The sequence below is a fragment of the uncultured Pluralibacter sp. genome, from assembly GCF_913775985.1.
In the GTDB taxonomy this organism is placed as follows: Bacteria; Pseudomonadota; Gammaproteobacteria; order Enterobacterales; family Enterobacteriaceae; genus Pluralibacter.
Genome location: NZ_CAJYMB010000147.1, coordinates 337,218 through 362,922 on the forward strand (window position 1 = coordinate 337,218; position 25,705 = coordinate 362,922).

26 protein-coding genes, 3 tRNA genes and 2 pseudogenes are annotated in these 25,705 nt (G+C 57.8%); 14 read left to right on the plus strand and 17 right to left on the minus strand.

The genetic code is table 11. From position 1 onward, the window contains the following. Window position 1: 1 nt before the first annotated feature. Window positions 2-1,219 carry a CfaE/CblD family pilus tip adhesin gene (locus QZ766_RS18995; protein ID WP_297205936.1) on the plus strand — a complete coding sequence of 406 codons (1,218 nt, stop codon included), beginning with the start codon at window positions 2-4 and terminating at the stop codon, window positions 1,217-1,219. Between the two features lie 123 nt (window positions 1,220-1,342). Here the strand turns inward: QZ766_RS18995 and QZ766_RS19000 are convergent. From QZ766_RS19000 to QZ766_RS19030, 7 genes and pseudogenes are all read right to left on the minus strand, one after another. Next, window positions 1,343-1,813: pseudogene (locus QZ766_RS19000) on the minus strand (IS630 family transposase); the annotation flags it as partial. Window positions 1,814-2,090: 277 nt separating this feature from the next. Continuing rightward, entirely contained in the window at window positions 2,091-4,382 is a 2,292-nt protein-coding gene (gene opgB, locus QZ766_RS19005) for a phosphatidylglycerol--membrane-oligosaccharide glycerophosphotransferase (protein ID WP_297205939.1), read from the minus strand. A gap of 186 nt (window positions 4,383-4,568) precedes the next feature. Next, window positions 4,569-5,060: a DUF2501 domain-containing protein gene (locus tag QZ766_RS19010; protein WP_297205942.1), complete on the minus strand. Its 492-nt coding sequence runs from the start codon at window positions 5,058-5,060 to the stop codon at window positions 4,569-4,571. A 61-nt stretch (window positions 5,061-5,121) separates the two neighbouring features. Beyond that, window positions 5,122-5,859, minus strand: coding sequence for a DNA replication protein DnaC (gene dnaC / locus QZ766_RS19015; protein ID WP_297205944.1), 738 nt, complete (start codon window positions 5,857-5,859; stop codon window positions 5,122-5,124). A 2-nt stretch (window positions 5,860-5,861) separates the two neighbouring features. Then, the gene (gene dnaT / locus QZ766_RS19020) at window positions 5,862-6,401 is read right to left on the minus strand and encodes a primosomal protein DnaT (RefSeq protein ID WP_297205947.1); all 540 of its coding nucleotides are present in this window, start codon (window positions 6,399-6,401) and stop codon (window positions 5,862-5,864) included. Between the two features lie 59 nt (window positions 6,402-6,460). After that, the gene (locus tag QZ766_RS19025) at window positions 6,461-6,934 is read right to left on the minus strand and encodes a threonine/serine exporter (RefSeq protein WP_297205950.1); all 474 of its coding nucleotides are present in this window, start codon (window positions 6,932-6,934) and stop codon (window positions 6,461-6,463) included. Further along, a complete protein-coding gene (locus QZ766_RS19030; RefSeq protein WP_297205952.1) occupies window positions 6,925-7,686 on the minus strand; it encodes a threonine/serine exporter ThrE family protein in 762 nt (253 codons plus the stop codon). Before QZ766_RS19030 ends, QZ766_RS19025 begins: the two co-directional genes overlap by 10 nt. Window positions 7,687-7,883: 197 nt before the next feature. Between QZ766_RS19030 and pobA the strand changes: the two genes are divergently transcribed. Both pobA and QZ766_RS19040 read left to right on the plus strand, forming a co-directional pair. Further along, complete coding sequence (pobA, locus tag QZ766_RS19035; RefSeq protein ID WP_297205954.1) at window positions 7,884-9,068, plus strand: 4-hydroxybenzoate 3-monooxygenase; 1,185 nt, start codon at window positions 7,884-7,886, stop codon at window positions 9,066-9,068. Between the two features lie 26 nt (window positions 9,069-9,094). Continuing rightward, window positions 9,095-9,973, plus strand: coding sequence for a helix-turn-helix domain-containing protein (locus QZ766_RS19040; protein WP_297205957.1), 879 nt, complete (start codon window positions 9,095-9,097; stop codon window positions 9,971-9,973). A 9-nt stretch (window positions 9,974-9,982) separates the two neighbouring features. Here the strand turns inward: QZ766_RS19040 and QZ766_RS19045 are convergent, their stop codons facing one another. Continuing rightward, complete coding sequence (locus tag QZ766_RS19045) at window positions 9,983-10,441, minus strand: YbaK/EbsC family protein (protein WP_297205960.1); 459 nt, start codon at window positions 10,439-10,441, stop codon at window positions 9,983-9,985. 346 nt (window positions 10,442-10,787) lie between these two features. Between QZ766_RS19045 and QZ766_RS19050 the strand changes: the two genes are divergently transcribed. Further along, window positions 10,788-12,131 carry a PTS sugar transporter subunit IIC gene (locus tag QZ766_RS19050; RefSeq protein ID WP_297205963.1) on the plus strand — a complete coding sequence of 448 codons (1,344 nt, stop codon included), beginning with the start codon at window positions 10,788-10,790 and terminating at the stop codon, window positions 12,129-12,131. Between the two features lie 28 nt (window positions 12,132-12,159). Here the strand turns inward: QZ766_RS19050 and fhuF are convergent, their stop codons facing one another. The 4 genes from fhuF to QZ766_RS19070 form a co-directional block, all read right to left on the minus strand. Next, the gene (gene fhuF / locus QZ766_RS19055; protein WP_297205966.1) at window positions 12,160-12,948 is read right to left on the minus strand and encodes a siderophore-iron reductase FhuF; all 789 of its coding nucleotides are present in this window, start codon (window positions 12,946-12,948) and stop codon (window positions 12,160-12,162) included. 93 nt (window positions 12,949-13,041) lie between these two features. Beyond that, on the minus strand, window positions 13,042-14,370 hold the full coding sequence (locus tag QZ766_RS19060) for a cation:proton antiporter (protein WP_297205968.1): 1,329 nt from the start codon (window positions 14,368-14,370) through the stop codon (window positions 13,042-13,044). 76 nt (window positions 14,371-14,446) lie between these two features. Beyond that, window positions 14,447-15,340 (minus strand): SDR family oxidoreductase, encoded by an 894-nt coding sequence (locus QZ766_RS19065; RefSeq protein WP_297205971.1) that lies wholly within the window; start codon window positions 15,338-15,340, stop codon window positions 14,447-14,449. A gap of 273 nt (window positions 15,341-15,613) precedes the next feature. Beyond that, window positions 15,614-15,847, minus strand: a complete 234-nt coding sequence (locus tag QZ766_RS19070) for a DUF2171 domain-containing protein (RefSeq protein WP_297205974.1) — start codon at window positions 15,845-15,847, stop codon at window positions 15,614-15,616. A 312-nt stretch (window positions 15,848-16,159) separates the two neighbouring features. Here QZ766_RS19070 and QZ766_RS19075 point away from each other — a divergent pair, with 312 nt between their 5' ends. Continuing rightward, complete coding sequence (locus QZ766_RS19075) at window positions 16,160-16,399, plus strand: DUF1435 family protein (protein WP_297205977.1); 240 nt, start codon at window positions 16,160-16,162, stop codon at window positions 16,397-16,399. A gap of 31 nt (window positions 16,400-16,430) precedes the next feature. Here the strand turns inward: QZ766_RS19075 and QZ766_RS19080 are convergent. The 4 genes from QZ766_RS19080 to rsmC all read right to left on the minus strand — a co-directional run bounded on the left by QZ766_RS19080 (window position 16,431) and on the right by rsmC (window position 17,930). After that, window positions 16,431-16,517, minus strand: a tRNA-Leu gene (locus tag QZ766_RS19080). A gap of 29 nt (window positions 16,518-16,546) precedes the next feature. Continuing rightward, window positions 16,547-16,633: transfer RNA gene (locus tag QZ766_RS19085), tRNA-Leu, on the minus strand. 28 nt (window positions 16,634-16,661) lie between these two features. Next, window positions 16,662-16,748 (minus strand) — tRNA-Leu (locus QZ766_RS19090). Window positions 16,749-16,901: 153 nt separating this feature from the next. Further along, the gene (rsmC, locus tag QZ766_RS19095; protein WP_297205980.1) at window positions 16,902-17,930 is read right to left on the minus strand and encodes a 16S rRNA (guanine(1207)-N(2))-methyltransferase RsmC; all 1,029 of its coding nucleotides are present in this window, start codon (window positions 17,928-17,930) and stop codon (window positions 16,902-16,904) included. Window positions 17,931-18,034: 104 nt separating this feature from the next. Here rsmC and QZ766_RS19100 point away from each other — a divergent pair, with 104 nt between their 5' ends. The 8 genes and pseudogenes from QZ766_RS19100 (at window position 18,035) to QZ766_RS19135 (ending at window position 24,555) form a co-directional block, all read left to right on the plus strand. Continuing rightward, a complete protein-coding gene (locus QZ766_RS19100) occupies window positions 18,035-18,448 on the plus strand; it encodes a DNA polymerase III subunit psi (RefSeq protein WP_297205982.1) in 414 nt (137 codons plus the stop codon). Beyond that, complete coding sequence (rimI, locus tag QZ766_RS19105; protein WP_297205985.1) at window positions 18,417-18,863, plus strand: ribosomal protein S18-alanine N-acetyltransferase; 447 nt, start codon at window positions 18,417-18,419, stop codon at window positions 18,861-18,863. The genes QZ766_RS19100 and rimI overlap by 32 nt, the downstream gene beginning before the upstream one ends. A 14-nt stretch (window positions 18,864-18,877) precedes the next feature. Beyond that, the gene (yjjG, locus tag QZ766_RS19110) at window positions 18,878-19,558 is read left to right on the plus strand and encodes a pyrimidine 5'-nucleotidase (RefSeq protein ID WP_297205989.1); all 681 of its coding nucleotides are present in this window, start codon (window positions 18,878-18,880) and stop codon (window positions 19,556-19,558) included. A gap of 92 nt (window positions 19,559-19,650) precedes the next feature. Then, window positions 19,651-21,240, plus strand: a complete 1,590-nt coding sequence (gene prfC / locus QZ766_RS19115; protein WP_297205991.1) for a peptide chain release factor 3 — start codon at window positions 19,651-19,653, stop codon at window positions 21,238-21,240. Between the two features lie 340 nt (window positions 21,241-21,580). Then, window positions 21,581-22,177: a molecular chaperone OsmY gene (gene osmY / locus QZ766_RS19120; protein ID WP_297205994.1), complete on the plus strand. Its 597-nt coding sequence runs from the start codon at window positions 21,581-21,583 to the stop codon at window positions 22,175-22,177. A gap of 111 nt (window positions 22,178-22,288) precedes the next feature. Continuing rightward, window positions 22,289-22,450 carry a DUF1328 domain-containing protein gene (locus tag QZ766_RS19125; RefSeq protein WP_003856556.1) on the plus strand — a complete coding sequence of 54 codons (162 nt, stop codon included), beginning with the start codon at window positions 22,289-22,291 and terminating at the stop codon, window positions 22,448-22,450. A gap of 114 nt (window positions 22,451-22,564) precedes the next feature. Then, a pseudogene (locus QZ766_RS19130) lies at window positions 22,565-23,479 on the plus strand (patatin family protein); the annotation flags it as partial. Between the two features lie 281 nt (window positions 23,480-23,760). Further along, a complete protein-coding gene (locus tag QZ766_RS19135; protein ID WP_297205997.1) occupies window positions 23,761-24,555 on the plus strand; it encodes a metal-dependent hydrolase in 795 nt (264 codons plus the stop codon). A 3-nt stretch (window positions 24,556-24,558) separates the two neighbouring features. Here QZ766_RS19135 and QZ766_RS19140 read toward each other — a convergent pair whose 3' ends face one another. After that, the gene (locus QZ766_RS19140; protein ID WP_297205999.1) at window positions 24,559-24,858 is read right to left on the minus strand and encodes a hypothetical protein; all 300 of its coding nucleotides are present in this window, start codon (window positions 24,856-24,858) and stop codon (window positions 24,559-24,561) included. Window positions 24,859-24,874: 16 nt separating this feature from the next. Between QZ766_RS19140 and deoC the strand changes: the two genes are divergently transcribed. Continuing rightward, on the plus strand, window positions 24,875-25,654 hold the full coding sequence (gene deoC / locus QZ766_RS19145; protein ID WP_297206001.1) for a deoxyribose-phosphate aldolase: 780 nt from the start codon (window positions 24,875-24,877) through the stop codon (window positions 25,652-25,654). Window positions 25,655-25,705: the final 51 nt, after the last annotated feature.

The window sequence follows — 25,705 nt, forward strand, 5'->3', positions numbered from 1 at the left end:
AATGAATTCAATATCCATATTAAAATTATTTTTGGTTGCAAGTATGCCTAGTATCTCAATGATATTTAGTATGCCTTCGCTCGGTGCTGTAGTAACACCGACAGCTCATAACATCACTCTGGATATTACAATGGATAGAGATTCATTACCATCCTCTGTAAAAGTATTTGATAATATATTGGGTGGACAGTCTGACCCATCACAAGGAGCAAACTCCGGAATGATTAATTATAACAGAAATAATACGCTAGTATGTCGGTCACGTACCGATACGGCTACAGGAGCCTGTCCTACTAACCCCTACTGGGGAAATGGCAAAGAAGGCCCCCTGATGGCAGGCAGTCTGGTGTTACGCTTCACTCAACAAGGTACAGGGAAAACAATTGATTTGACATTAGAAGGAATTAAACGAACTCCACCATATCAAAATATCAGCTTATGGAATGCTGTTGGTAATGATAGTGGCCGCCCACTTTTAATGTCTGCAAGCATATCTCGTGCCGAGCTTTCAAAGTTAACCCCTGGAAATCAGGCATGGAAAGCGAAACTTATTATGAATATGACGCAATGGAGTAATAACTGTCATGAAAGATACGATGTAAATATAGGATGTCCAGGATATTCAATTACACAATGGACTGCTGATATAACGCTTAAAGTTACCGATTATGGTACACAGCAGATATATTTCTCGAATTATAGCGGGCAGAATCCTGTTATAGATTTAGGACTTAAGATTAATAATAATGGCACATCTTCCGCGACGGCAAGCGCGAGGAAAACAGTAGATATGTGTTTATATGATGGAAATAATTCGGCCTCAAGCCAGATAAGCATGCTCTTCAGGGATGAGGGAAAGACTTCTCAGGGACGTGAAGCTGGCTTATTTTCTATTTATCGACCGGGGGGGGAATCGGACCCGGCCAGTCGGCTTGACTACAGTCTTTCGGTGGTTAATCCTAAAACCGGCCAGCTTCAGCCTATTACTAACGGTCTGGAGATCGTCTGGACTGGCGTCAGTGCCAACGAGGGGATGGTAAAAACAAGAACGGTAAAACTTCCAGGGATCTCCGGGCTGGTGCAATGTGTACCTGCACCACTTACGTTCAGCATCCCGGCATCCAAGCTTTCTTCAAAAACCCCTGGGAAATACACAGGAAAACTTAATGTGACTTATACACCAACAACGCAGTCTATGACCGATTATGTTCCCAGATAGACATTAACAGGAAGTACGAGAAATTTTATGCAGTAATTAGTCGTCACGTTGGTGCAGAGAAATTTTTTTAGCCTGTCCTGAATGCCATTATTCGAAATCACTAAATAAGTGAGCTCAATACCGCTACACTTTTGCCAACCCGTGCTTTCCTCCCGGGAACGGACCGATCGTTTTCATAAAGTGGCGAACTTTGTTCAGTAAATGCCACATTGTGCGGCACTGATAATTACGGGTTACAGTTTCATGTAATGCCAGCCATAACCGTTCAATATGATTGATCCACAGCGAATACACCGGCTGATATATCATCGTAAATTTCGGATTCATTTTCAGCCAGCGCTGCGTTTCCCGGCTCTTATGGATAATATAGTTATCCACGATCAGCGTGATGGTTTTTGGCCGCCGGTATGTGGCTTTCAGGTGTTTCAGCAGACTGATAAACAGCGCGGAACTTTTACTGCGGCTGTCCACATAACTGACCCGGGCAGTACCGGCGTGAAGCGCTCCGGCGAGATAATGTTTTTTATTCTGTCCCGGTGTTACCACCCGCTTTTGCTGACCACGGCGCTGCCAGTCTGCACCGATATTTGGGTGCGGAGTAAACAAAGACGAGGAAGTTTATTCTAAGTACAGCGATAAATAAAAAATTTTATTACAACAAAAGGCACGGATGAATTTACTGTGAATGAGTGGTTCGCATAAGAGGACTATGTATTAATATGCTCAAATTCACTAAACGATATAAAACGACATCTAAACAAAATACACCACGATTACTATCAGCGCTGCTGACTCACCTTACCCTCGAGTTCGGCGATCGCCGAACTCGATAGCATCGACACACAATAACTGACAGGCTGGTCGTGCGGCCTTACCCTTCAGTATCAACAATCTTAATCTCCACCATCCCAATCCCCAGGCGGCGCGGCGCGTGGCCGAGAATATTGCCTTCGTTGGTGGACTGCGGGTCCGGCGGCACGATGGTCAGCAGGCGGCTGCGGGTCGGGTTTTCGAAGTGCAGGGTGGTGGTGCTCGGTTCGTTGCCCAGCGTCAGCGTCTGTTCGCTGTTGCCGACCCGCACCGGGATGGGCCGATCGGCGTTGGGGCCGAAGGCTTTGGCGGTGATGATCAGGTTGAATTTTTCCGGCAGCGGGGCGTTATATTCTATCTTCACCGCGTCGCCGAGCTGGGCGTTGGACCAGCGGCCCCAGAGTTCCGGGCGCGAGATGCCGCTGAACTGCTTCACCGCATCCGGCGCGCCCGCCACGTTAAAGATAAAGCTGTCGGCTTTGTAGCGGATGTCGTTGTCGGCGATTTTCAGTGAATCGACGTTGCCCTGATAGCGGGTGGTATCAATCACCGTATCCCGGAACGCGGCTTTGCCTTTCCACTGGGGTTTATCTACGTGCTCCACTTTCTGCTCGCCGCCGAGCTGGCCGGAGGCGACGCACCAGTCGGTGGAGAGCGCCTGCTCGGGCGACCACAGCTGGCCCATTTTGTAGCAGCGGTCAATCCACATAAAGTTATCGCGCGGGGCAAAGGCCGCCAGCTGGAAGCGCAGCGGGGCCGAGTATTCGCTCTCCGGCAGCGGCTCCACGCGGTTGTCGGAAACCCGCAGCAGCAGCGGCAGGCGGAAGTGGGAACCGGAGAAGGCGATCATGTTCTTCTGGCCGTCGATGGTGTAGTCCTTAATGGATTTCGGGAAGTTCCACAGGCGGATAATGTCCGGCTTCCAGGCCAGCACCTTCTCTTTCATATTGAGGAACTCTTCCGCCAGCGACTGCCCGGACAGGCTGCTGCGCCCGAGGCCGAGATAATTATCGCCGCCGAGAATATCCAGCACTGTCGCGCCGTTGTCCAGCGAGCTGCGCTTGACGCCCACCACTTCCTGCTGCGGCTGGTCGCCGCGAATAATCATGAACAGGTTATTGCGATCCTGCTTGTTGAGGTAGTCCCAGGCGGTGTTCTTCATCGCCAGATGATCCGATGACACCACAATCACCGTGTTTTTAAAGTACGGCGACGCTTTGATCTTCTCAATCAGGGCGGCAACGTGCTCCTGACTGCAGCTCACGGCGCTGAAAGACTGGTTCACCTTGCCGTCAATTTCATACTTTTTGCGCTGGCAGGTGCGGGACACAAAGCCGTCCGGGTGATGGGTATCCACGGTCAGGGTAAACAGCGAAAAGCGCTGGCCGGACTGCGACAGCGTCTCGAATTTTTTCCACACTTCGTCGAGCACGGTGTCGTCGTAAAAGCCCCAGTCGTTGCGGTAGGCGGGATCGGCTACGGTGGTTTTCAGTTCTTCTGAGCCGTACAGGTGATCGAATCCGTGGGATTTCAAAAACACGTCTTTGCCGGCAAAGCGCAGGTTGGCGCCCTGCACGAAGTAGTTCTGATAGCCGGAATTTTTCAGGATATCCCCGAGACAGACGTTCTGCGGAAAGAAGCTGGAAACCGACGCTGAGGCGTTACCCTCAAACGGGGCGAACAGCGGGATACCGCACTGGGAGGCAACCATCCCGGCGATGGTGTAATCGGTGCCCGGCAGCTGCATGGTGTGGCTGAAGTCGATGCTTTCGCTTTTAAGCTGGTTCAGCTCCGGTGCCAGGTTTGGAAACGCGTCGTTGTTAAAGTAGGTGCGCTCCAGGCTCTCGCCGTAGATGTACACCAGGTTCAGCCGGGGATGGGGAATGGTTTTCGCCGGCTCTTTGTAATATGACGCAAAGTCCGGATCGCCGTCCCGGGCCTGGGATTTGACCAGTTCCGTCAGCTGACGAAACGCCGGGCTGGCGTCCACCGAGGCCAGTGCCAGGCACAGCGCCAGCAGGCTGTAGCCAAAATGATGGGGATGATGGCGGCGGCGGCGCAGCACCCAGCCGAGGCCGCCGAAAATAGCCGCCAGCGCCAGAATCAGCCCCGCGGCGGGCAGGATATATTTACCGAAGCCCGCGCCGGTCAGGCTGTTGGTCAGGGTGTAGAGTACCGCGTCGTTGATGCCGTCGCCGGTAAAGTAGTCGCTGGCGTAAAGCGTCAGGTTCAGCACCACAAACAGGCCGAGCACCGCCAGAGTGGCGATAAACCACCAGGTATTTCGACCTGCTTTGCGCGCGTATACGCATACGGAAGCAAGAAAAAGAGCAATGGAAACAAGCTCGGACACGGCACACCCTCAGTCATGCCAGCCATCCGCTGGCTGGGTCACTTATTTTTCGACATTACACTTTAATGGTTGCGCAATAGTGCTGCAATTGTATCGTCATCAAAAAATGGAGGGGTTCAGATTTGGCTGAGTTGCGGCGGGAGATTAGGCCGCCCGCGCCGGGCGCGAGCGGAGGCGGGCAGGGGATCAGGAGATAAATTTCGCGCCCTGCTTCAGCACCAGGTCGCAGGCTTTCGCTTTCACTTTTTTGCCAAGCTCGGTGTTGCCGAGGGTGCTCAGGTTAAGCTGCTGGCCGTTCTGGGCGTTCAGCAGGCCCTGAATGCCGTTGGTGTAGTCGGTGTCCTGCTGCTGCTTCTCGGTGCTGCCGAGGCCCAGCTTATCCAGCACTTTGTCTTTTACGTTCTGCGCGTCGGTAGCGTTAGTCAGTTTCTGCTTCGCGCAGTACTGCAGAATGCCGGCGGCGTTGTTCATGTTGTCGGCGCTCAGCGCCTTGCCGCTGCCGGTGAGCAGGCTGGTCAGGGACGAGAGCGAAGTGCCGCCCTGCTGAGTGGTGCTCTGGCTGCCGAGCTGGTTTGCCGCGCTGGAGAGGGTGTCGGTCAGGGAAGAGGCCATTGCCCCGGTGGAGAGCAGCGCGCAGCTTGCAACAGCGGCGCAGAGAAGACGTTTAGCAGGTTTCATATATTGAGCTCCTTTCAGCGTTAAGAACGCAAGTATACGACGCCATCCATTAGGATTGTTCCTAATACTCTTTTCCGGTGACCCGGCTGCGGTAGCTGCCCCAGTTGAAAATGACCCACAGGCTGTTGCCCAGCCGCATGCGATCCATCACCCGCTCGCCCAGCAGCTTGTTCATTTCATCCATATTGCTGTTGGTCAGCATCCCGGTAGGGCGCTTGGACGACGAGCGGCGATCGACAATCTGGTTGATGATCACTTTCTCGTAGCGGGATTCGGTCTGGACGCCGATTTCGTCAATCACCAGCAGATCGACGTTGCTTAAATCGTTCAGCAGCTGCTCTTCGCTGACCTCCCGGTTGCTGAAGGTATCCTTCATGGCAGACATAATGTCGGCAACGGTAATGATCAGCACCGATTTGCCGCGCAGCAGCAGCTCGTTGCAGATGGCGGCGGCAAGATGGTTTTTGCCGGTGCCGGGCTTGCCGGAGAAGATAAAGCTGGCGATGTTGCCGTCGAACTCGTCAACGTACTGCCGCGCTTTCGACAGCGCGTTCATCTGCCCGTCGCACTCGACGCGGTAGTTATCAAACGAGCAGTTCTGGTGCAGCGGGCGGATGCCGGAGCGATTAAAGGTGCGCTGCATTTTCATGGCGCGGTTCTCGCGCGCCAGCGCCGCCGAGCGCAGCTCGCCCTGCGCCTTCTGCCACGCCAGCAGCTCTTCGCCGGTTTTGAACGCCGGTTCGACGTGCTTCGGCATCATCTTTTGCAGACGCTGCATTAAATCGCCAACGTTTTTCATCGTTAACCTCGGAAACCGGGTGGAATGTGATTGTCTGGCTCGGAGAGCGTATTCAGATCGCGCTTCGGCTGGCCGTTATTTGCCGCCCGGCCCATTTGCAGGCTGCGGGCCAGCTTCTGCTGCCACTGCACGTGGTGGAACACTTTGCCCTCGGCCTGCCAGTAGGCGACAAACGCCGCCAGCTCTTCCGGCGTAGCGGGCTGGGTAAGGGCGATGCCCCACAGAGCCGCCATCCGCTGGAAGTCGGCGTCCGGCTGCCAGCCGTCGTACATGGCAAACTTGCCCATCGGCACCGCCAGGGGCGCCGGAGCGGGATCGTTAAACAGCTCGCCGTCCAGCGTGACGTCGCTGCCGGGGCGGGCGAGGCTGGCTTCGAGTTCAAGCAGCTGCGCCAGCCGCTGCGGCGCGATGGCGTAAAACGCCGGGGCGTTGTTGGCAAACACCGCCACGGTGCCGTTTTCAGTTTTAGCCAGCGTCCCGGCGGGATCGTGCAAAAAGGCATCAACGCCGATGACGCTTGCGGTCAGGATTCTGGAAGACATAGCGCAAATTCAGGAGTGGTCAAACATAGGCGGATAGTAGCACAGACCCGCGGGAAACATCAGACCCGCGGACGCTTGCGGTACAGCCACAGCCCCGGCAGCGACAGCCCGATGGACAGCGCGCCCACGATGGATGTGGCCTTGAGGAAGTTGCCGATCAGCGTTTCCATCAGCGCTTCGCTGTAGCCCACGTGGCTCATCTGCACCGCCGAGATCATCGCCGTATAGGCCGAGATGCCGGGGAACATGGGGATCACGGCGGCGACGGTGAAAATTTTCGGATGCGCCAGATACCAGCGCGACCACTGAATGCCGATACAGCCCACCAGCACGGATGCCAGAAAGGTCGCCCACTCGACGCTGAGCCCGGCGTGCATCAGCACCATCCGGCTGCCGTGGCCGATAGCGCCCAGCAGCGCGCACCAGGGCAGCGCTTTGGCGGGCACGTTAAACACCATCGCAAAACCCACCGCCGGCACGGCGGAAAGCAGCATGTCCTGCGCCAGCAGCAGTAAAAATTCCGTTACGCCCATCCGCGCAGCCCCCACAGCGTCATCGCCAGCACTACGCCGATGCAGGTGGCCAGCGTCAGCATGCTGGCGATAGCCCAGCGCGCCAGTCCGGTATTGATGTGGCCTTTGAACATATCCGCCACCGCGTTAATCAGTGGAAAGCCCGGCACCAGCAGCAGCACGCTGGCGGCCATCGCAATTGATGAGGTTTCCACGAACTGCGGCATCCGCAGCATTAGCCCGGAGACGGTGGTAGCCACAAACGCGGTGATGCAGAAGTTGATCTGCGGATGCATGCCCTGGTGGGTCAGTAACTGGCGAATGAACATGGCGACGGTGCTGGCGCAGAGCGTCACCAGCGCGCCGTCCCAGCCGCCGCCGTTGAGCAGGCAGAAGCAGGCGCAGGAGAGGCCAACCATGATCACCACCATCCAGCGCGGATAACGTAGCGGGTGAATGCGGTTCAGGTGCTTCTCAACGTCTGCGGCATCCAGCAGCCGGTGCTCAGCCATAATGACAATCTGCTGAACTTTGATAACAACGTGCATGTTAATGCCGCGATCGTGATTCTTGCGGGTGGAGGTGATGCATGCGCCGTTGTGCAGCGTGGTCAGCACAATCGCATTGGAGGAGATCGCGCTCTCCACGCTGTCCATCCCCAGCGCCCGGCCCAGCCGGCTGGAGAGCTCATCTACCAGCGCGCTCTCGGCACCGTGCTGCAGCAGCATCAGCGCGCACTGGATGCACAGTCGCGTAACCCTTCGTTGTTCCATGTGATTCCTTTCTGGCGGGCATGAATGCCGTGTTGAGCAGATTTTGACCTACGCCACACTTCTTGTAAATAGTCGAAAAGTGCACGTTTTACGCCCTTTAAGCCCTTCTTTTTTGGGGGCGGGTTATCAAAAATGCCTGAACACACTTTTTTGATACAAAAATAAAACAAATAATTAACCATCCGGAGATCGCTATAGTGAAAACACGCGTCGTGATTATTGGAGCCGGGCCGTCGGGCCTGCTGCTGGGGCAGCTGCTGCACAATGCCGGTATCCCTAATGTGATAATTGAGCGCCAGACGCCGGAATACGTGCTGGGGCGGATCCGCGCCGGGATCCTTGAAAGCGGGACGGTCGAGCTGCTGCGCCAGGCGGGGATCGGCGAACGCATCGATGCCGAAGGGCTGGTGCATCACGGCGTTGAGTTTCTGTTCGACGCGCGGCGGATCCCGGTGGCGCTTGAACAGCTCACGGGAGGGAAATGCGTCACGGTATACGGCCAGACCGAGGTTACGCGGGACTTGATGGCTGCCAGGCAGCGCTGCGGGGCCCGGACAGTCTACGGTGCCGGGCGCGTGGAGCTGCACGATACCAAATCCGATCGGCCCTGCGTCACCTATGAGGAGCACGGCGAGCGCTGCCGGATCGAGTGTGATTTTATTGCCGGCTGCGACGGTTTCCACGGCGTATCGCGTCAAACTATTCCTGCCGCAACGCGGCGCGAATACGAGCGCCTCTGGCCTTTCGGCTGGCTGGGGCTGCTGGCCGATACGCCACCGGTCAATAACGAGCTGATCTACGCCCATCATGCCAGAGGCTTTGCATTATGTAGTCAGCGCTCACTAACCAGAAGCCGCTACTACCTGCAGGTGCCTCTCAGTGAGCAGGTGGATATGTGGCCCGATGAGCGCTTCTGGCAGGAGCTAAAGCGTCGTCTTCCGTCCGATCTGGCGGCCAGGTTAGTAACGGGTCACTCACTGGAAAAAAGTATCGCGCCGCTGCGCAGCTACGTGGTGGAGCCAATGCAGTACGGACGGCTTTTTCTGGTGGGCGATGCTGCGCACATCGTGCCGCCGACCGGCGCGAAGGGATTAAATTTAGCGGCGTCCGACGTGAACTACCTGTGGCGTATTTTATGCGCCTATTACCATCAGGGGCGCAGCGATCTGCTGTCCCGCTACTCGGCCTATGCGCTTGACCGCGTCTGGAAGGGGGAGCGCTTTAGCGCGTTTATGACGCACCTGCTGCACGACTTCAGCGACAGCACGCCGTTTGACAAAAAGATGCAGGAGGCGGACCGCCGCTACTACCTCGGTTCCCAGGCCGGGCTAACCACCATTGCCGAGAACTATGTTGGGCTACCTTTCGAAACGGTGGCCTGAAGCTCAACCCACAAAAAGGAGAAGCGATGCCCCGAAGCAGTAACGTGCCGACATTTACGTTGTATGGCGAAGCGGCCGGTGGCCCCACGCCGGAGCTGCTGCACTGCGAATCAATCTGGCAGCGCAGCAGCCTGCACGCGTGGCACATACGCGTACATCAGCATGCGGAACTGGTGCAGATACTCTACCTGCAAAAGGGTGAAGCGGAGATTGTGGTGGAGGGGGAAACGGTAGTCTATAGCGGTGCCTGTCTGCAGATCGTTCCCGCCCTGTGCGTGCACGGCTTTCGCTTCTCCCCCGGCGCGCAGGGGTACGTGCTGTCGCTATCGCTGCCGCTGCTGGGCCGTTTTGAAGCGCAGTTCGGCCAGCTGCTGGACGTGCTTAACCACCCGCGATGCCTGAGGGTGAGCGCTTCCGCTGCGGATATTGATGCCCTGTTTGCTACGCTCATGAGCGAGTACCAGCAGGAGCTGGAGGCCCGGGAGATGATGCTGCATGCGATGCTTGCTGCGCTGCTGGTGTGGCTTAACCGGCAGACGCGCGACGGCACGCCGCTTCCTCCGCTTGCCGTGCGTCGGCGCGGGGTGATGCGCCAGTTTGCACGACTGATTGAAAGCCACTACCGCGAGCACCTGCCGCTGGCCGAATATGCCCGCCGGGTGGGGATGTCGGTAACCCACCTTAACGTCCTGTGCCGGGAGCTGCACGGCTGCAGCGCCCTGGGAGTGCTGCACCGGCGTCTGATGCTGGAGGCCAGCCGCAGCCTTCAGCACACCAGCATGACCATCACGCAGATCTCTGATTTTCTCGGGTTTAGCGACGCCACCTACTTCGCGCGCTTTTTTCGGCGCTACAGCGGCGAGTCGCCGCGTAATTTCAGAAAGCGCACCGCTTCGCCGGCGTGACCTGTCGTCTTACTGGCAGACGTCTATCCAGCGCGCCTCGGTGAGTTCCGCCAGCCTTTGCGGTGAAATACGCACCGCGCTGTAGGTGGCACCGGCGGCGGGAAGCACTTCCTGATACTGCTGCAGGGAGATATCGCAGTAAACCGCCAGCGGATTTTCCAGCCCGAAGGGGCAGACGCCGCCCACCGGATGACCGGTCCAGGTGATCACTTCATCGGTGCTGAGCATCCGCGCCTTGGCGCCGAAGGTGGATTTCAACTTTTTGTTATCCAGCCGGGCATCGCCTTTGGCGACCACCAGGATCACCGCGTCTTTCACCTTCAGGGACAGGGTTTTGGCAATCTGGCCGGGCTCGACGTTGTGGACGGCGGCGGCCTGGGCGACGGTGGCGGTACTTTGCTGCATTTCGAGTATTTCGATATCGGGAGCGCGGTCAGAGAAAAATTGCCGCACGGATTCTAAGCTCATGGTGGTCTCCTGAGATAAGCGGAAGCAATGTGTCACAAGCGGGCTGCGCTGTAAATATGCCTGTCGTACTTCATGCTGCCCGGTGCTGTCTGCGGTGGTTTACCCTTATCTCATCGGCCAGTAGGCGCGTGATGACGTTCTGCACCTGACTCATGAGATTTAGGGTAAACAGGGCATAACGCGCGCTCTTATCAACTGGTTTTTCGATCCTCTTCACAATCACTGCAACCGGTTACAGTAACCGGTTGCAGATAGCGTTTAGCGCGATTAATACTGAAAGCGTCACACGTGCTGTCACCACAATAATAAGCGTTGTCCATAAACCGCTTCCCGCAGGAGAGCTGCTATGTCAGGTAATCACGCCGCGTTTGCCCTGATCTTTCGTTTTGTAGAAAACTATGTAAGCCCGATAGCCGGGCGCATTTCCGCCCAGCGTCACGTTATGGCCATCCGCGACGGTTTCATCTCCGCTATGCCGTTTATGATTGTTGGCTCGTTCCTGCTGGTCTTTGCCTACCCGCCTTTCTCCGCCGATACCACCGTGGGATTTGCCCGGGCGTGGCTGGATTTAGCCAAACAGTATGAGGGCCGCATCCTGACGCCGTTCGACATGACGATGGGGATCATGTCGATCTACATCTGTGCGGCGATTGCCTACAACCTCGGCAAGCATTACGAAAAAAGCGCCCAGCTCGATCCCTTTATGTGCGCGATGCTGTCGATCATGGCCTTCCTGCTGGTGGCGGCGCCGAAAACCGCCAGCGCGCTGCCGGTAGACAGCCTTGGCGGCACCGGCATCTTTACCGCGATCCTGGTGGCGCTGTACTGCGTTGAGATGATGCGCTTTCTGAAGCTGCGCAATATCGGCATCCGCCTGCCGGAGCAGGTGCCGCCGATGATCAAAAACTCCTTCGACCTGCTGATCCCGGTGCTGGTGGTGGTGCTGACGCTCTATCCCCTCAGCCTCCTCATCCAGAACCAGTTTGGGATGCTTATTCCGCAGGCGATTATGGCGCTGTTCAAGCCGCTGGTGTCGGCGGCAGATTCGCTGCCCGCGATCCTGCTGGCGGTGCTGATCGGCCACCTGCTGTGGTTCGCCGGTATTCACGGCGCGGCGATTATCTCCGGGATGCTGCAGATGTTCTGGCTGACCAACCTCGGCCTCAACCAGACCGCGCTGGCCCAGGGCGCGCCGCTGCCGCACATTTTTATGGAAGCGTTCTGGACCTTCTTTATTGTGATCGGCGGCTCGGGCGCCACCATGGGGCTGGTGTTCTGCTATCTGCGCAGCCGCTCGGCGCATCTGCGCTCCATTGGCCGCCTCGGCGTGGTGCCGAGCCTGTTTAATATCAACGAGCCGGTGATTTTCGGCACGCCCATCGTCATGAACCCGGTGTTCTTTATTCCGTTCCTCGTCGCGCCGATGGTTAATGCCACCCTTGCCTGGGCGGCGATGAAGCTCGATTTGATTGGTCGGGTGATTTCGGTGGTGCCCTGGACCGCGCCGGCGCCGGTGGGTGCCGCGTGGGCGCTGGGCTGGGACTTCCGCGCGGTGGTGCTGGTGCTGCTGCTGGCCTGCGTGTCGGCGATTATCTACTTCCCGTTCTTTAAGGTGTACGAAAAGCAGCTGCTGGAGCAGGAGGCGCAGGAAGCGGAACGCGCGGCGCTGGAGAGCGAGCAGGCGGTGTAGGATTTTTCACGCCCGGCGGGCTGCCCGGCTATTTCAGAGTGCAGTCGCCGCACTGCTGCACGCCGGGCAGGCGGTAGCGCTGGCAGCAGGTGCGGCGGGCCAGCGCGCCGTCGCGCAGGATAACGCTGCGCCAGAGCGGGTTTTCCCGGCCGTCGGTGAAGTTGCGGGAGAAGAACAGGTGCTGGCGCAGTTCATTCGCCAGCGCGTCCCCGAGCAGCGGCTTCATATCTCCCAGGCACCAGTTAATCAGATATCCGGTGTTGCTCCAGATAAGCTTGCCGTGAATTTCGCCAGTCTCTTCCAGCGCGGCCACTGCCGGCGCCAGCGTCTCACTAATCAGCCGCTCTACCCGCTCAACCGGCGACAGCCGGGTTATTGCGGGGTCCGGCACAATGTCGTTCCAGAAGCGCGCCACCCGGCCGGTTTCGTGAAATTCGGCGCGGCAGTGCCGTGGACTGAGGCTAAAGCCGGTGTTGACCGTCAGCAGGGCCAGCAGCAGCGGCGGTATCTGCAGGCCGAAATACCACTGCGCCCACAGGGAGAGCAGGGGCTTGTTTTCCCGGGTGAGGTCCGGTTCGCTGCGGTAGATATGATCCGCATAGGTGTTCAGCAGGGACTGAAGCTGCGGTGCTGCCTGCCATGCGTTGAGGGACATGGCCTCCGCAGGCGCAACCTCGCCAACGCGGACAATATCCAGCAGCGCCGGGCGCTGTTCGGCAATACTCTCCCGAACAATAGCCGCCAGCGGCGCCGGCTCGGGAGAGAGCGGCGTACGCCAGATGATATTTTCAGCGGAGGAGAGGGCGCGAACATTCATAGCGAAGCGAGGACCGTGAATCTAAATGATAATGATTCATAATCCTAGCTTCGCGCAGGGTCATTGGCAATGGCTGATAGCGCGATTGGTGCGCTAATCCTGATATTTCTTGCGCAGGGACATCAGCGGCGTAACGGAAATACCGTGGATAAGCACGCTGGCGACCACCAGGGTCAGGGCGCAGTCGAGCATAAAAGAGACCTCTTCGCCGCGCATGCCGTGGGTCCACGCCCAGGCGATATAGTTAAGACTGCCGATACCGCGGATGCCCAGCCAGCCGATCATCAGCCGCTGGTAGCGCGAGGTGCTGCACCGGCTGGTGGTCAGCCACACCGCCGCCGGGCGAATGGCGAAAAACAGTACCGCGGCGATGATCAGGCCAGCCGGTTGCCAGTGCTGGGCGATGGTAATGCCGAGAACGATAATAATGGCGGCGGCAAAAATACGCTCCACGATATCGCCAAAGGTCAGTGCATCGCCCACCACCAGCCCCACGGACTCAACCCGGTTCGCTTCCTGAAAGCCGTGGCGCTGGTGCGGGTTGACTACCACTTCCGCCGGAATCGAAATGCCGTCCTCCTCCTGGCGCTCGTCCGGGAAGCGGTGCTGGATCTTCAGCTCGGCGCTGCGCAGGCCGACGCCGGCGGCAAATGCGGCCAGAAACCCGGAGGCGCCGAGCATCATTGCCACGGAGAAACTCAGGCTGATAAGCCCGAGCGCCACGAAGTCGCTGGGAGAGAACTCGCGCTGGGTGTAGCGAAAGTGGGTGGTGATAAGCCCGAGGCCGCGACCCATGATAAAGCCAATGGCAATCCCTGCGGCCAGAGACCACAGCACTTCGATACTGAACCAGTGGCCGATTTCACTGAACGACAGGCTGCCGTCGGCCTTGAACAAGAGCAGCGCCAGCGCCAGCAGCGGCAGGGCGGTGCCGTCGTTGAGCCCGGCTTCGGTAGAGAGCGAAAGCCGCAGGCTGTCGCTGTCGCGGGAATCGCTGATGGCGATGAGGCTCGCCAGCACCGGATCGGTTGGCGCGACGATAGCGCCCATCGCCAGCGCCAGCGGCCAGCTCATGCCGAGCAGATAGTGGCTGGCGACCATGACGCCGAGCACGGTGAGGATCATTGCCGGACCCGCCAGCATCAGGCCTTTTTTCCAGCCGTTGGCGCTGAACGGCAGGCGTATTTTCAGCCCGGTCATAAACAGCGAGGCGGCCATCGCTATCTCGGTACAGTGGGCGATGATGGTGCTGTATTTGATGATGTCGATTTGTACCAGATCCAGCACCCACGGCCCGAGGCCAATTCCGACCAGCAGATAAAGGCCAAACAGCGGCACTAGCGTGCGGTTAATCCATCCCAGGCTAAGTGAAAACAGCAGCAGCAGCGCGCCCGCCACCGCGGTCCAGCTCATAAAGTCCATTGGTTTTCCCCAGATAACAGCAAAGCACAAAGACGAATCTTTGTGCTTTAAAATATTTAATGATCAAAGTATGGCATTACAGCGTGCCGGTGCCTCCGTCCGAGCACCATATCTGCCCGGAGCAGTAACTCGCTTCGTCAGAGGCGAGCAGGACATACAGCGGTGCAATCTCCGCAGGCTGCCCGGGGCGCCCCAGCGGCGAGGACTCGGCGAAAGATTTTACCTTGCTCTGCGGCTGGCCGCCGGACGGCTGCAGCGGCGTCCAGAACGGGCCTGGCGCGACGCCGTTCACCCGGATGCCTTTCGGCCCCAGCTGCTTGGCGAGCGATTTGGTGAAGGCCACGATGCAGGCTTTGGTCTGCGCGTAGTCGAGCAAAATGTCGCTCGGATCGTACGCCTGCACCGACGTGGTATTAATAATAGACGCCCCGGGGGCCAGGTGCGGCAGCGCCGCTTTGGTTATCCAGAACATCGCGTAGACGTTGGTTTTAAAGGTGGCGTCAAAATCGGCGGTGCTGAGGTCGAGAATAGATTCGCAGTACTGCTGGCGTCCGGCGTTGTTAACAACAATATCCAGCCCGCCCAGCTGTGCTACGGCATCGGAAACCAGGTTGGCGCAGAAAGCTTCATCGGTAATATCGCCCGGCAGCGCCACGGCGTTACGGCCTTCCCGGCGAATAAGTTCAATAACTGCCGTTGCATCTTCTTCTTCTGCAGCCAGGTAGCTGATGGCGACATCCGCGCCTTCGCGGGCAAAGGCTATCGCCGCCGCGCGGCCAATGCCGGAATCACCGCCGGTGATCAGCGCGCGTTTACCCTGCAGGCGACCGTGGCCGCGGTAGCTGGTCTCGCCGTGATCCGGCAGCGGCTTCATGCTGCTGGCCAGGCCTGGCGCGGGCTGCGGCTGTTCGGGAAACGGCGGCTGGGGATATTTGTCACGCGGGTCCTGCGATGCTGATGAGTTGTCCATAGAAATACCTGCTGTCAGTAGATTAATAAAATACCCGTCAAACTTCGTGATGGCTGGGCTTATTCACTCTCTTGCTGCCTTAAGTCAGCACAAAATAGTAGGGGATTAACCCGATACGCTTCACGCCGCATGTGCGCTGGCTGTGCCTGGACTAACATGCTGCCTGCCTGCTGCAAGTTCACGAAGTCTGTATCAGTTACCGCAGTCATGCAGCGTGAATTATTTCGGGTTTAATTCCTCAGGGGGAGAGGCTATTTATCTTTCAGATAAATATTAAGCTGACTGCCACTGAGAGAATACTTCTTCTTTATTTTTGGTCAGAATAACTTTATTGTCATCGACCTTATCAACCCACTCCAGCGGAATATAGTGGTGGGTGCCACCGGATTCCGGATCGCTTTTGGCAAGCTTGATGCGGTCGCCGTCAAGATGGTCGACAACGCCAACGTGGCTGCCGCAGCTGGCTACAACCTGAGTATGATCCTTGATGTCATGTTTGTTAATCATAATATTATTTCCTTTATTTTGTTACGGGTTATAAAACGCATTTCTAACTCTAGACCCTGAGTTAGAGATTTCCACAAAATAAAGAAATTAGTTGTCGATAAATTTTTTTATTCAGAATATTCTGTCAACCTAATCGGCAAATATATTTAATTACTTTAGTTAACGTGTTTATTTTTCCGGAGAAAAGGCACTTGCTGCCGGACCGGCACCTCCACAGCGGCACGTCGCAATACCCCTACCGTTACTCGCTATTTAAATGATAAAAATTATCATATGATACTAATTCTCATTAGTGCCATTGAGGATAGCGATATGTTGCAGCGGACGTTAGGCAGTGGATGGGGCGCGCTTATCCCCGGACTATTACTGGGCCTGCTGGGATTTACCGGCCTGTCGATGGATATGTGGCGCGGGATCGTGGTATGCGGGATGCTGCTGAGCTGCGTGATGATTTGGCATCGTCAGCTAAGGCATTTTGTACTGCTGCCGTCGGCGCTGGCGCTGGTTGGCGGTGCGGAGCTTATTGCGATGAATTTAAGGCTGTTGGGATAACGCGGGATATTACAGAGGGAAGTAAGAAAGCTGGTGCGAGGGGGGGGACTTGAACCCCCACGTCCGTAAGAACACTAACACCTGAAGCTAGCGCGTCTACCAATTCCGCCACCTTCGCACAGATTTTCTTACTGATATTGCCTCACTTGGTGCGAGGGGGGGGACTTGAACCCCCACGTCCGTAAGGACACTAACACCTGAAGCTAGCGCGTCTACCAATTCCGCCACCTTCGCCCGATGCGAGCAATATCTGCGTGGTTTATGGTGCGAGGGGGGGGACTTGAACCCCCACGTCCGTAAGGACACTAACACCTGAAGCTAGCGCGTCTACCAATTCCGCCACCTTCGCATACCATCGATTCTTAAGAAAAGAATCGCTACCACGGAGGCGCATTCTAGTGGTTTTCGGACTTTCGTCAACAGTTAATTGCGGGTAACCGATCGAATGCTGGAAAAATGGGCAAAAGAAAACGCCCGGCTGGCGGGCGTTTGCGGGGGAGAACTACTTTTTCGCCTGGCGAGTCATCACCGTGCGGTACACCTTAAAGCGGCCGGTTTGAGCCAGCACTTCATGAAAGCCGAAGGTTTCGTCCAGCACCTGCGGATAGGGCAGGAAAGCGTTAGCGACAATCCGTAGCTCGCCGCCGCTGTTCAGGTGCTTGACCGCGCCGCGTATTAACTGCTGGGCGGCTTCAAGGCTGGTCTGCATCCCGTCGTGGAACGGCGGGTTGGAGATAATCATGTCAAAGCGGCCGTTGACGTCGGAGAAGACGTTGCTGGCAAATACCTCACCTTCAAGATCGTTTGCCGCCAGGGTCGCGCGGCTGGCTTCCACCGCCGAGGCGCCCACGTCGCACAGGCTCAGGCGCACTTTGGGCGAGTGGCTGGCGAGCACTGCGGAGAGCACGCCCGCGCCGCAGCCGACGTCCAGCACTTTTCCTTTGGTGTGCGGCGTGAACGTCGAGAGCAGCAGCTGGCTGCCCACGTCCAGCCCGTCGCGGCTAAAGACGCCCGGCAGGGTTTTGATGGTCAGGCCGTCGAGATCGTACTGATGCCAGTAAGCTTCGGCGTTAAATTGCGGGTTCTTCTCCAGGCGACCGTGGTACAGGCCGCAGCGGCGGGCGCTGTCCACTTTGGTCAGCGGCGCGAGATCCGCCAGCATCTGCTCGGCGCTGCGCACGCCGCTGCGGTTTTCGCCCACCACGAAAATCTCGCTGCCTACCGGCATCAGAGAGAGAATATTGGTCAGCTGGTACAGGGCTTCCGGTTTGTTCTTCGGCCAGTAGTAGATCAGCGTATCGCAGTCGGCAACATCGCTGGCGTCGGCGGTCAGGCTGAAGCGGACGCTGTCGCCCATCTGGCGGCTCAGCACCTGCCAGTGGTGATACTGCTGGGTGTGGGCGCGGCTGGCGGCCGTCTCCAGACGTGCGGGCAGGTCATCCTGCAAATCGCCGGCAAACAAAATACGGCGCGGTTCGAAATCATCACTGTGGCGCAGCAAGACTTCACTTGCCGGGGTCAACGCAGACATAGAATACATCCTCAATATAGGTCGGCGGCGATTATAGTGGTTTGTTGGCGCAAGTTCGACGAATTTGCTATATTTCCGCGCCTGACAGACAGGAGAAAACCGCGATGATATCCCGACGAGACTGGCAATTGCAGCAGCTGGGCATTACCCAGTGGTCTTTGCGCCGCCCCTCGGCGCTGCAGGGCGAAATCGCTATCTCGCTGCCTGAACACATTCGTCTGGTGATGGTGGCCCGGGCGCTGCCGCCGCTGACCGATCCGCTGGTCAGCGACGTGCTGCGGGCGCTGGCCGTCTCGCCGGATCAGGTGCTGCAGCTGACGCCCGACCGCGTGGCGATGCTGCCCGAGGGCGGCCGCTGCAACAGCTGGCGCCTCGGCGAGGCTGAACCGGTGGCGCTGGAAGGGGCGCAGGTTGCCACGCCAGACTTTGAACAACTTCAAACCAGCCCCGCGGCCCGCGCCGCGCTCTGGCAGCAGATCTGCGCTCATGAACACGATTTCTACCCTCAGCACGACTGATTTAGCGCGCGCCTTTCAGATTGAAACCCGCGCCCACGCCTTTCCCTGGAGCGAGAAAACGTTCGCCAGCAACCAGGGGGAGCGCTACCTTAATTTGCAGCTCGCGGTGGACGGCGAGATGGCAGCGTTCGCCATTACGCAAATTGTGCTTGATGAAGCCACGCTGTTTAACATTGCCGTCGATCCGGCGCACCAGCGGCGCGGCCTCGGGCGCGAACTGCTGGAAGCGGTGATTGATGCGGTGGAGAAGCGCGGCGTAGCGACGCTGTGGCTGGAAGTTCGCGCCTCCAATGCGGCGGCCATCGCGCTGTATGAGAGCCTGGGATTTAACGAGGCCACCGTGCGCCGCAACTATTATCCAACTGCCGACGGTCATGAAGACGCCATTGTGATGGCGCTGCCGCTGAGCATGTAAGACAAGGGCCTGTGATGAACAACTGGGACTGGATTTTCTTTGACGCCGACGAGACGCTGTTCACCTTCGATTCTTTCAGCGGCCTGCAGCGGATGTTTTTCGACTACGGCGTCACTTTTAGCGACGACGACTTCCGCCGCTACCAGGCGGTAAACCAGCCGCTGTGGGTGGATTATCAAAATGGCGCCATTTCGTCGCTCCAGCTTCAGCACCAGCGCTTTGAGGGCTGGGCATCGCGCCTCAATGTCGAACCCGGCGAGCTGAACAGCGCGTTCATCAGCGCCATGGCGGAGATCTGCACCCCGCTGCCGGGCGGCGTCTCGCTGCTTAACGCGCTGCACGGCAGGGTAAAAATGGGCATCATCACCAACGGTTTTACCGCCCTGCAGCAGCGCCGCCTCGAGCGCACCGGGCTGAGCGATCATTTTGATTTGCTGGTTATCTCCGAAGAGGTGGGCGTGGCGAAGCCGGACCGGCGCATTTTCGACTACGCGCTGCAGCAGGCGGGCAATCCCGATCGCGGCCGGGTGATGATGGTGGGTGATAACGCCTCCTCGGACGTGCTCGGCGGCATCAATGCCGGGCTGGCCACCTGCTGGCTTAACGCGCATCAGCAAACCCTGCCCGAAGGCATCAACCCGACGTGGACCGTCACCTCGCTGGCCGACCTGGAGCTACGCCTGTGTAAACATTGATTGCCTGTCCCCGCCCGGCGGGTAAAATAGCCGCATTTTCGTATTCCACCCTCGTGGCCGCCTGGCCGCGCCGAATTGAAGAAGAATTGACTATGACGTTGTCTCCCTATTTGCAGGAGGTGGCCAAGCGCCGCACTTTTGCCATTATTTCTCACCCGGATGCCGGTAAAACGACCATCACCGAAAAGGTGCTGCTGTTCGGACAGGCTATCCAGACCGCCGGTACCGTTAAAGGCCGCGGCTCCAGCCAGCACGCCAAATCGGACTGGATGGAGATGGAAAAACAGCGCGGTATCTCCATTACTACCTCGGTGATGCAGTTTCCCTATCACGATTGCCTGGTCAACCTGCTGGACACCCCGGGGCACGAGGACTTCTCGGAAGATACCTACCGCACCCTGACCGCGGTGGACTGCTGCCTGATGGTCATCGACGCCGCGAAAGGCGTAGAGGATCGTACCCGCAAGCTGATGGAAGTTACCCGCCTGCGCGACACGCCGATCCTGACCTTTATGAACAAGCTCGACCGCGATATCCGCGATCCGATGGAAGTGCTGGACGAAGTCGAGCGCGAGCTGAAAATCGCCTGTGCACCTATCACCTGGCCTATAGGCTGCGGCAAGCTGTTCAAAGGGGTTTACCACCTCTATAAAGATGAAACCTACCTCTATCAGACCGGTCAGGGCCACACCATTCAGGACGTGCGCATCGTTAAAGGGCTGAATAACCCGGATCTCGATGCCGCCGTTGGCGAGGAGCTGGCCCAGCAGCTGCGCGACGAGCTGGAGCTGGTACAGGGCGCGTCTAACGAGTTTGACGAAGAGCTGTTCCTGAGCGGTGAAATTACCCCGGTATTCTTCGGTACCGCGCTGGGTAACTTCGGCGTTGACCACATGCTCGATGGCCTGGTGGCCTGGGCGCCGGCACCGATGCCGCGCAAAACCGATACCCGCGAAGTGGAAGCTAAAGAAGAGAAGTTCTCCGGCTTCGTGTTTAAGATTCAGGCCAACATGGACCCGAAACACCGCGACCGCGTAGCGTTTATGCGCGTGGTGTCCGGCAAATATGAGAAGGGCATGAAGCTGCGCCAGGTGCGAATCAATAAAGACGTGGTTATCTCCGATGCGCTGACCTTTATGGCCGGCGATCGCGCCCACGTGGAAGAGGCTTTCCCCGGCGATATTATCGGCCTGCACAACCACGGCACCATTCAGATTGGTGATACCTTTACCCAGGGCGAGATGATGAAGTTCACCGGTATTCCGAACTTCGCGCCGGAGCTGTTTCGCCGCATCCGCCTGCGGGATCCGCTCAAGCAGAAGCAGCTGCTGAAAGGGCTGGTTCAGCTGTCGGAAGAGGGCGCGGTGCAGGTGTTCCGCCCGATTGCCAACAACGATCTGATTGTCGGCGCGGTAGGCGTGCTGCAGTTTGACGTGGTGGTGGCGCGCCTGAAAAGCGAGTACAACGTGGAAGCCATCTACGAATCCGTTAACGTCGCGACCGCCCGCTGGGTGGAGTGCGCGGACGTGAAGAAATTCGAAGAGTTCAAGCGCAAGAACGAAGTACAGCTGGCGCTGGACGGCGGCGATAACCTGACCTACATCGCCCCGACGATGGTTAACCTGAACCTCACGCAGGAGCGCTATCCGGACGTGCAGTTCCGTAAAACTCGCGAGCACTAATCCTTCCCCCGGTGCGCGGCACGGGCCGCGCACCGTCTCTTCCCGGCGTTTGATTTCCTTACAGAAAGTTCTTAAATCCCCGCATTTTAGACGTTATTGACCACTTTTTGCGCGCCTGCTCAGGCACAATGAAAATTGTTGTCTATATTTAACAATGTAACGACGCACTCGCAGGTCAGTTACGCTGTTCAATGCGCATTGTCTGGTTTATTGGCCTGCTGAGTTCGTCACTACCGATATTTATAACTGAGAATCAGCGGTGATATTACTCACCTGCCCTACAGCAATGCGATCATGAAGATCGCCTGAGCTCAGATTTAGAGCACGACATTAGGAGTCAATGATGATGACAACACAGAAAATTTCCAAAACCCTGCTGGCCGTCATGCTGGGTACCGCGCTGGTAAGTGGTTCCGCGATGGCTGAATCCTCAACCATGGATAAAGCTGGCGACAAAATTGACAGCTCAATGAATAAAGTCGGCAACTTCATGGATGACAGCAGCATCACCGCGAAGGTGAAAGCGGCGCTGGTCGATCATGACTCTATTAAGAGCACCGACATCTCCGTTAAAACAAACAAGAAAGTGGTTACTCTGAGCGGCTTCGTGACCAGCCAGGCGCAGGCGGAAGAGGCAGTTAAAGTGGCTAAAAGCGTTGAGGGAGTAACTTCTGTCAGCGACAAACTGCACGTTCGCGACAGCAAATCACAGTCTATGAAAGGCTATGCCGGTGATACCGCCACCACCAGCGAAGTGAAAGCTAAGCTGCTGGCCGACGATGTTGTGCCGTCCCGCCACATCAAAGTGGAAACCACCGATGGCGTGGTGCAGCTCTCCGGTAACGTAGAGTCTGCGGCCCAGAGCGAGCGCGCGGAAAGCATTGCTAAAGCAGTCGACGGTGTTAAGAGCGTTAAAAACGATATTAAAGTGAAATAAACAGGTTGGAAAACCAGCCCCCGGCGATGTTGTCCGGGAAAGACGTCTGGCATTTTGATGGCATAAATAATCCTCATAATAGCCGACATTCATTATGGTAAGGAGAATCGTATGTTTCGTTGGGGCATTATTTTTCTGGTTATCGCACTGATCGCAGCCGCGCTGGGTTTCGGCGGACTGGCGGGCACTGCGGCATGGGCAGCTAAAATCGTCTTCGTTGTCGGTATTATCCTGTTCCTGGTGAGCCTGTTTACCGGCCGCCGCCGTCCATAGCGGACGATATTGCTTGTAACATAAAGCCAGCCTTCGGGCTGGCTTTATTCATTTAAGCCACGGATGAATTGCGCTATGGTTGAAATCAAAATTAAAAATCAGCGGGCGGGCAGCGTGGGACAGCGGATTCCGATTACCCTTGGCGACATATCGCCACTTTCAGTTACGCCATTTCAACCGGGAAAAATTGCGCTAGTTTGCGAAGGCGGGGGGCAGCGCGGGATTTTTACCGCCGGCGTGCTGGATGAATTTATGCGCGCCCGCTTCGATCCGTTCGATCTCTATTTAGGCACTTCTGCCGGGGCGCAAAACCTGTCGGCCTATGTCTGCAACCAGCCGGGTTACGCCCGCAAAGTGATCACGCGCTACACTACCTCGCGCGACTTTTTCGATCCGATGCGCTTCGTGCGCGGCGGCAATCTTATCGATCTCGACTGGTTGACCGAAGCCACCAGCAGCAAGATGCCGCTGGCGATGGACATCGGCGCACGCCGTTTTGACGGCGGCAAAAGTTTCCTGATGTGCGCCTCCCGGGCGGATGACTATTCGCCGGCTTACTTCTCGCCGACTAAAGAGACCTGGCTGGATCAGATCCGCGCCTCCAGCGCGATCCCCGGCTTTTACCGCAGCGGCGTGCTGATGGACGGCGTTAACTGGCTCGACGGCGGCGTGAGCGATGCGATCCCGGTACAGGAAGCGGTAAAACGCGGGGCCAAAACCCTGGTGGTGATCCGCACCGTGCCCTCGCAGATGTACTACACCCCGCAGTGGTTCAAGCGGATGGAGCGCTGGCTCGGGGAGAGCAGCCTGCAGCCTTTCGTTAACCTCGTGCAGCATCACGAAAAAACCTATCGCGCGATCCAGTCGTTTATTGAAAAACCGCCGGGCAACTTGCGCATTCTGGAAATTTATCCGCCGAAGCCGCTGAAAAGCATGGCGCTCGGCAGCCGCCTGCCCGCGCTGCTCGACGATTACAATCTCGGACGCCAGTGCGGCCGCTACTTCCTCGCCACCGTTGGCAAAATTCTGGCAGCCACGCCGCCGCTGCGCCGCTTTCGGCCGCGCCTCGCGACATCTATTTCTCCGCTTGCCGCCTCTACCGCGGCCGCCGTTTCTGCGGCATCGGCGTCTCATGATGCTGCCGCCGGAACCTCTGCCGCGGGTGGCGCTGCCTCTCCCGCGGCCGGCTCGCCGGTCGTCGCTGCTGCCATTATGGTGCCGCCTGCCGCAGTCGCCAACGATCCGCGCGGTGCCGTCATCGTCCCCGCGCCGCGGGCGAACGATTCGCGACTGGACAGCGAGGATCTGGCGTGAGCTTCCGCTTTGTCGACACCCACTGCCACTTTGATTTTCCGCCCTTCGTTGACGATGCGCAGGCCAGCCTCGATCGCGCCGCGCGGGCGGGCGTGGAGCGCATTATTGTGCCCTCCACCGAGGCGGAGCGCTTTGCGGCCGTGCTGGCGCTGGCCGAGCGCTATTCCCCGCTGTACGCCGCGCTGGGCCTGCATCCAATTATTATCGAGCGCCACGGCGATGACAGCCTGCAGCAGCTTGAAAACCTGCTGGCCCGCCGTCCGGCAAAGCTGATCGCCATCGGCGAGATCGGCCTCGATTTGTATCGTGACGATCCGCAGTTTGACCGCCAGGAGGCGATCCTCGACGCGCAGCTGGCGCTGGCGAAACGCTACGATCTGCCGGTGATCCTCCACTCCCGCCGCACCCACGACAAGCTGGCTATGCACCTGCGCCGCCACGCCCTGCCGCGAACCGGCGTGGTGCACGGTTTTGCCGGCAGCCTCCAGCAGGCGGAGCGCTTCGTGGCGCTCGGCTATAAGATTGGCGTTGGCGGCACCATTACCTATCCGCGCGCCAGCAAAACCCGCGAGGTGATGGCCCGGCTGCCGCTGTCGGCGCTGCTGCTGGAAACCGACGCCCCGGACATGCCGCTCAACGGCTTCCAGGGGCAGCCAAACAGGCCGGAGCGGGCGGCGCAGGTATTTGAAACCCTGTGCGAGCTGCGCCCGGAAGCGGCGGATGAGATTGCCGATGCGCTGCTGGCTACTACCCGGCAGATCTTTTCCCTGCCGGACCCACACGCAGCCTGAATGTTATAATTTTTTCATTTCCCGATCCTGCCGCAGCGCCCGCCCGCGCTGCATCTCACTACCTGTCTCTGAAGCTCTGCTAAAAGAGTGTGCAAATTTAATGCCGCTGAATGTTATAATCGCAACATTCCCGTAGCGGCTATTTTTCCCGCTTTTCTGCATTTTTTGTGCCGACAAGAGTGACGAATGTCGCATTTTCAGGATGGCTATTTGCAGCTTGTTTTCATCAACTGTGATGGGGATCGACGTGAATCTATCGCGCGCTGTTAAAATAATCACATAGCCGTCCAGCACCTGTTTCACGATATCCGGAGATAACATGACCGACTTAACCGCAAGCAGCCTGCGCGCCCTCAAGCTGATGGACTTGACCACTCTCAATGATGACGACACCGATGAAAAAGTGATTGCCCTGTGCCATCAGGCGAAAACCCCGGTGGGCAACACCGCCGCCGTCTGCATCTATCCGCGCTTTATTCCCGTCGCCCGCAAAACCCTTAACGCCCAGGGCACGCCGGACGTTCGCATCGCCACGGTGACCAACTTCCCGCACGGTAATGACGACATCGACATCGCGCTGGCAGAAACCAAAGCCGCCATCGCTTACGGTGCCGATGAAGTGGACGTGGTATTCCCGTACCGCGCGCTGATCGCCGGTAACGAGCAGGTGGGACACGATCTGGTGAAAGCCTGCAAAGAAGCGTGCGCCGCGGCGGACGTACTTCTGAAAGTGATTATCGAAACCGGCGAGCTGAAAGAAGAAGCGCTGATCCGCAAGGCGTCTGAAATCGCCATCCGCGCCGGGGCAGACTTCATTAAAACCTCCACCGGTAAAGTGCCGGTCAACGCCACACCGGAAAGCGCGCGCATCATGCTGGAAGTTATTCGCGACATGGGCGTGCAGAAAACCGTTGGCTTTAAGCCCGCGGGCGGCGTGCGCAGCGCGGAAGATGCGCAGCAGTATCTGGCCATCGCCGATGATCTGTTCGGCGCCGACTGGGCCGATGCCCGCCACTACCGCTTCGGCGCCTCCAGCCTGCTGGCAAGCCTGCTGAAAGCGCTCGGCCACGGCGACGGCAAAAGCGGCAGCAGCTACTAATTTCCTTTCTCTCACGCGGCGGCAAATGGCGCCGCGTCCGGTCTGAAATAA

Bases quoted from the DNA above. Each gene is read 5' to 3' on its own strand.
- QZ766_RS18995 (WP_297205936.1), top strand. From the start codon at position 2: ATGAATTCAATATCCATATTAAAATTATTTTTGGTTGCAAGTATGCCT.
- QZ766_RS19010 (WP_297205942.1), bottom strand. From the start codon at position 5,060: ATGAAACCTGCTAAACGTCTTCTCTGCGCCGCTGTTGCAAGCTGCGCG.
- dnaC (WP_297205944.1), bottom strand. From the start codon at position 5,859: ATGAAAAACGTTGGCGATTTAATGCAGCGTCTGCAAAAGATGATGCCG.
- dnaT (WP_297205947.1), bottom strand. From the start codon at position 6,401: ATGTCTTCCAGAATCCTGACCGCAAGCGTCATCGGCGTTGATGCCTTT.
- QZ766_RS19025 (WP_297205950.1), bottom strand. From the start codon at position 6,934: ATGGGCGTAACGGAATTTTTACTGCTGCTGGCGCAGGACATGCTGCTT.
- QZ766_RS19030 (WP_297205952.1), bottom strand. From the start codon at position 7,686: ATGGAACAACGAAGGGTTACGCGACTGTGCATCCAGTGCGCGCTGATG.
- QZ766_RS19040 (WP_297205957.1), top strand. From the start codon at position 9,095: ATGCCCCGAAGCAGTAACGTGCCGACATTTACGTTGTATGGCGAAGCG.
- QZ766_RS19045 (WP_297205960.1), bottom strand. From the start codon at position 10,441: ATGAGCTTAGAATCCGTGCGGCAATTTTTCTCTGACCGCGCTCCCGAT.
- QZ766_RS19050 (WP_297205963.1), top strand. From the start codon at position 10,788: ATGTCAGGTAATCACGCCGCGTTTGCCCTGATCTTTCGTTTTGTAGAA.
- fhuF (WP_297205966.1), bottom strand. From the start codon at position 12,948: ATGAATGTTCGCGCCCTCTCCTCCGCTGAAAATATCATCTGGCGTACG.
- QZ766_RS19060 (WP_297205968.1), bottom strand. From the start codon at position 14,370: ATGGACTTTATGAGCTGGACCGCGGTGGCGGGCGCGCTGCTGCTGCTG.
- QZ766_RS19065 (WP_297205971.1), bottom strand. From the start codon at position 15,340: ATGGACAACTCATCAGCATCGCAGGACCCGCGTGACAAATATCCCCAG.
- QZ766_RS19070 (WP_297205974.1), bottom strand. From the start codon at position 15,847: ATGATTAACAAACATGACATCAAGGATCATACTCAGGTTGTAGCCAGC.
- QZ766_RS19075 (WP_297205977.1), top strand. From the start codon at position 16,160: ATGTTGCAGCGGACGTTAGGCAGTGGATGGGGCGCGCTTATCCCCGGA.
- rsmC (WP_297205980.1), bottom strand. From the start codon at position 17,930: ATGTCTGCGTTGACCCCGGCAAGTGAAGTCTTGCTGCGCCACAGTGAT.
- QZ766_RS19100 (WP_297205982.1), top strand. From the start codon at position 18,035: ATGATATCCCGACGAGACTGGCAATTGCAGCAGCTGGGCATTACCCAG.
- rimI (WP_297205985.1), top strand. From the start codon at position 18,417: ATGAACACGATTTCTACCCTCAGCACGACTGATTTAGCGCGCGCCTTT.
- yjjG (WP_297205989.1), top strand. From the start codon at position 18,878: ATGAACAACTGGGACTGGATTTTCTTTGACGCCGACGAGACGCTGTTC.
- prfC (WP_297205991.1), top strand. From the start codon at position 19,651: ATGACGTTGTCTCCCTATTTGCAGGAGGTGGCCAAGCGCCGCACTTTT.
- osmY (WP_297205994.1), top strand. From the start codon at position 21,581: ATGATGATGACAACACAGAAAATTTCCAAAACCCTGCTGGCCGTCATG.
- QZ766_RS19125 (WP_003856556.1), top strand. From the start codon at position 22,289: ATGTTTCGTTGGGGCATTATTTTTCTGGTTATCGCACTGATCGCAGCC.
- deoC (WP_297206001.1), top strand. From the start codon at position 24,875: ATGACCGACTTAACCGCAAGCAGCCTGCGCGCCCTCAAGCTGATGGAC.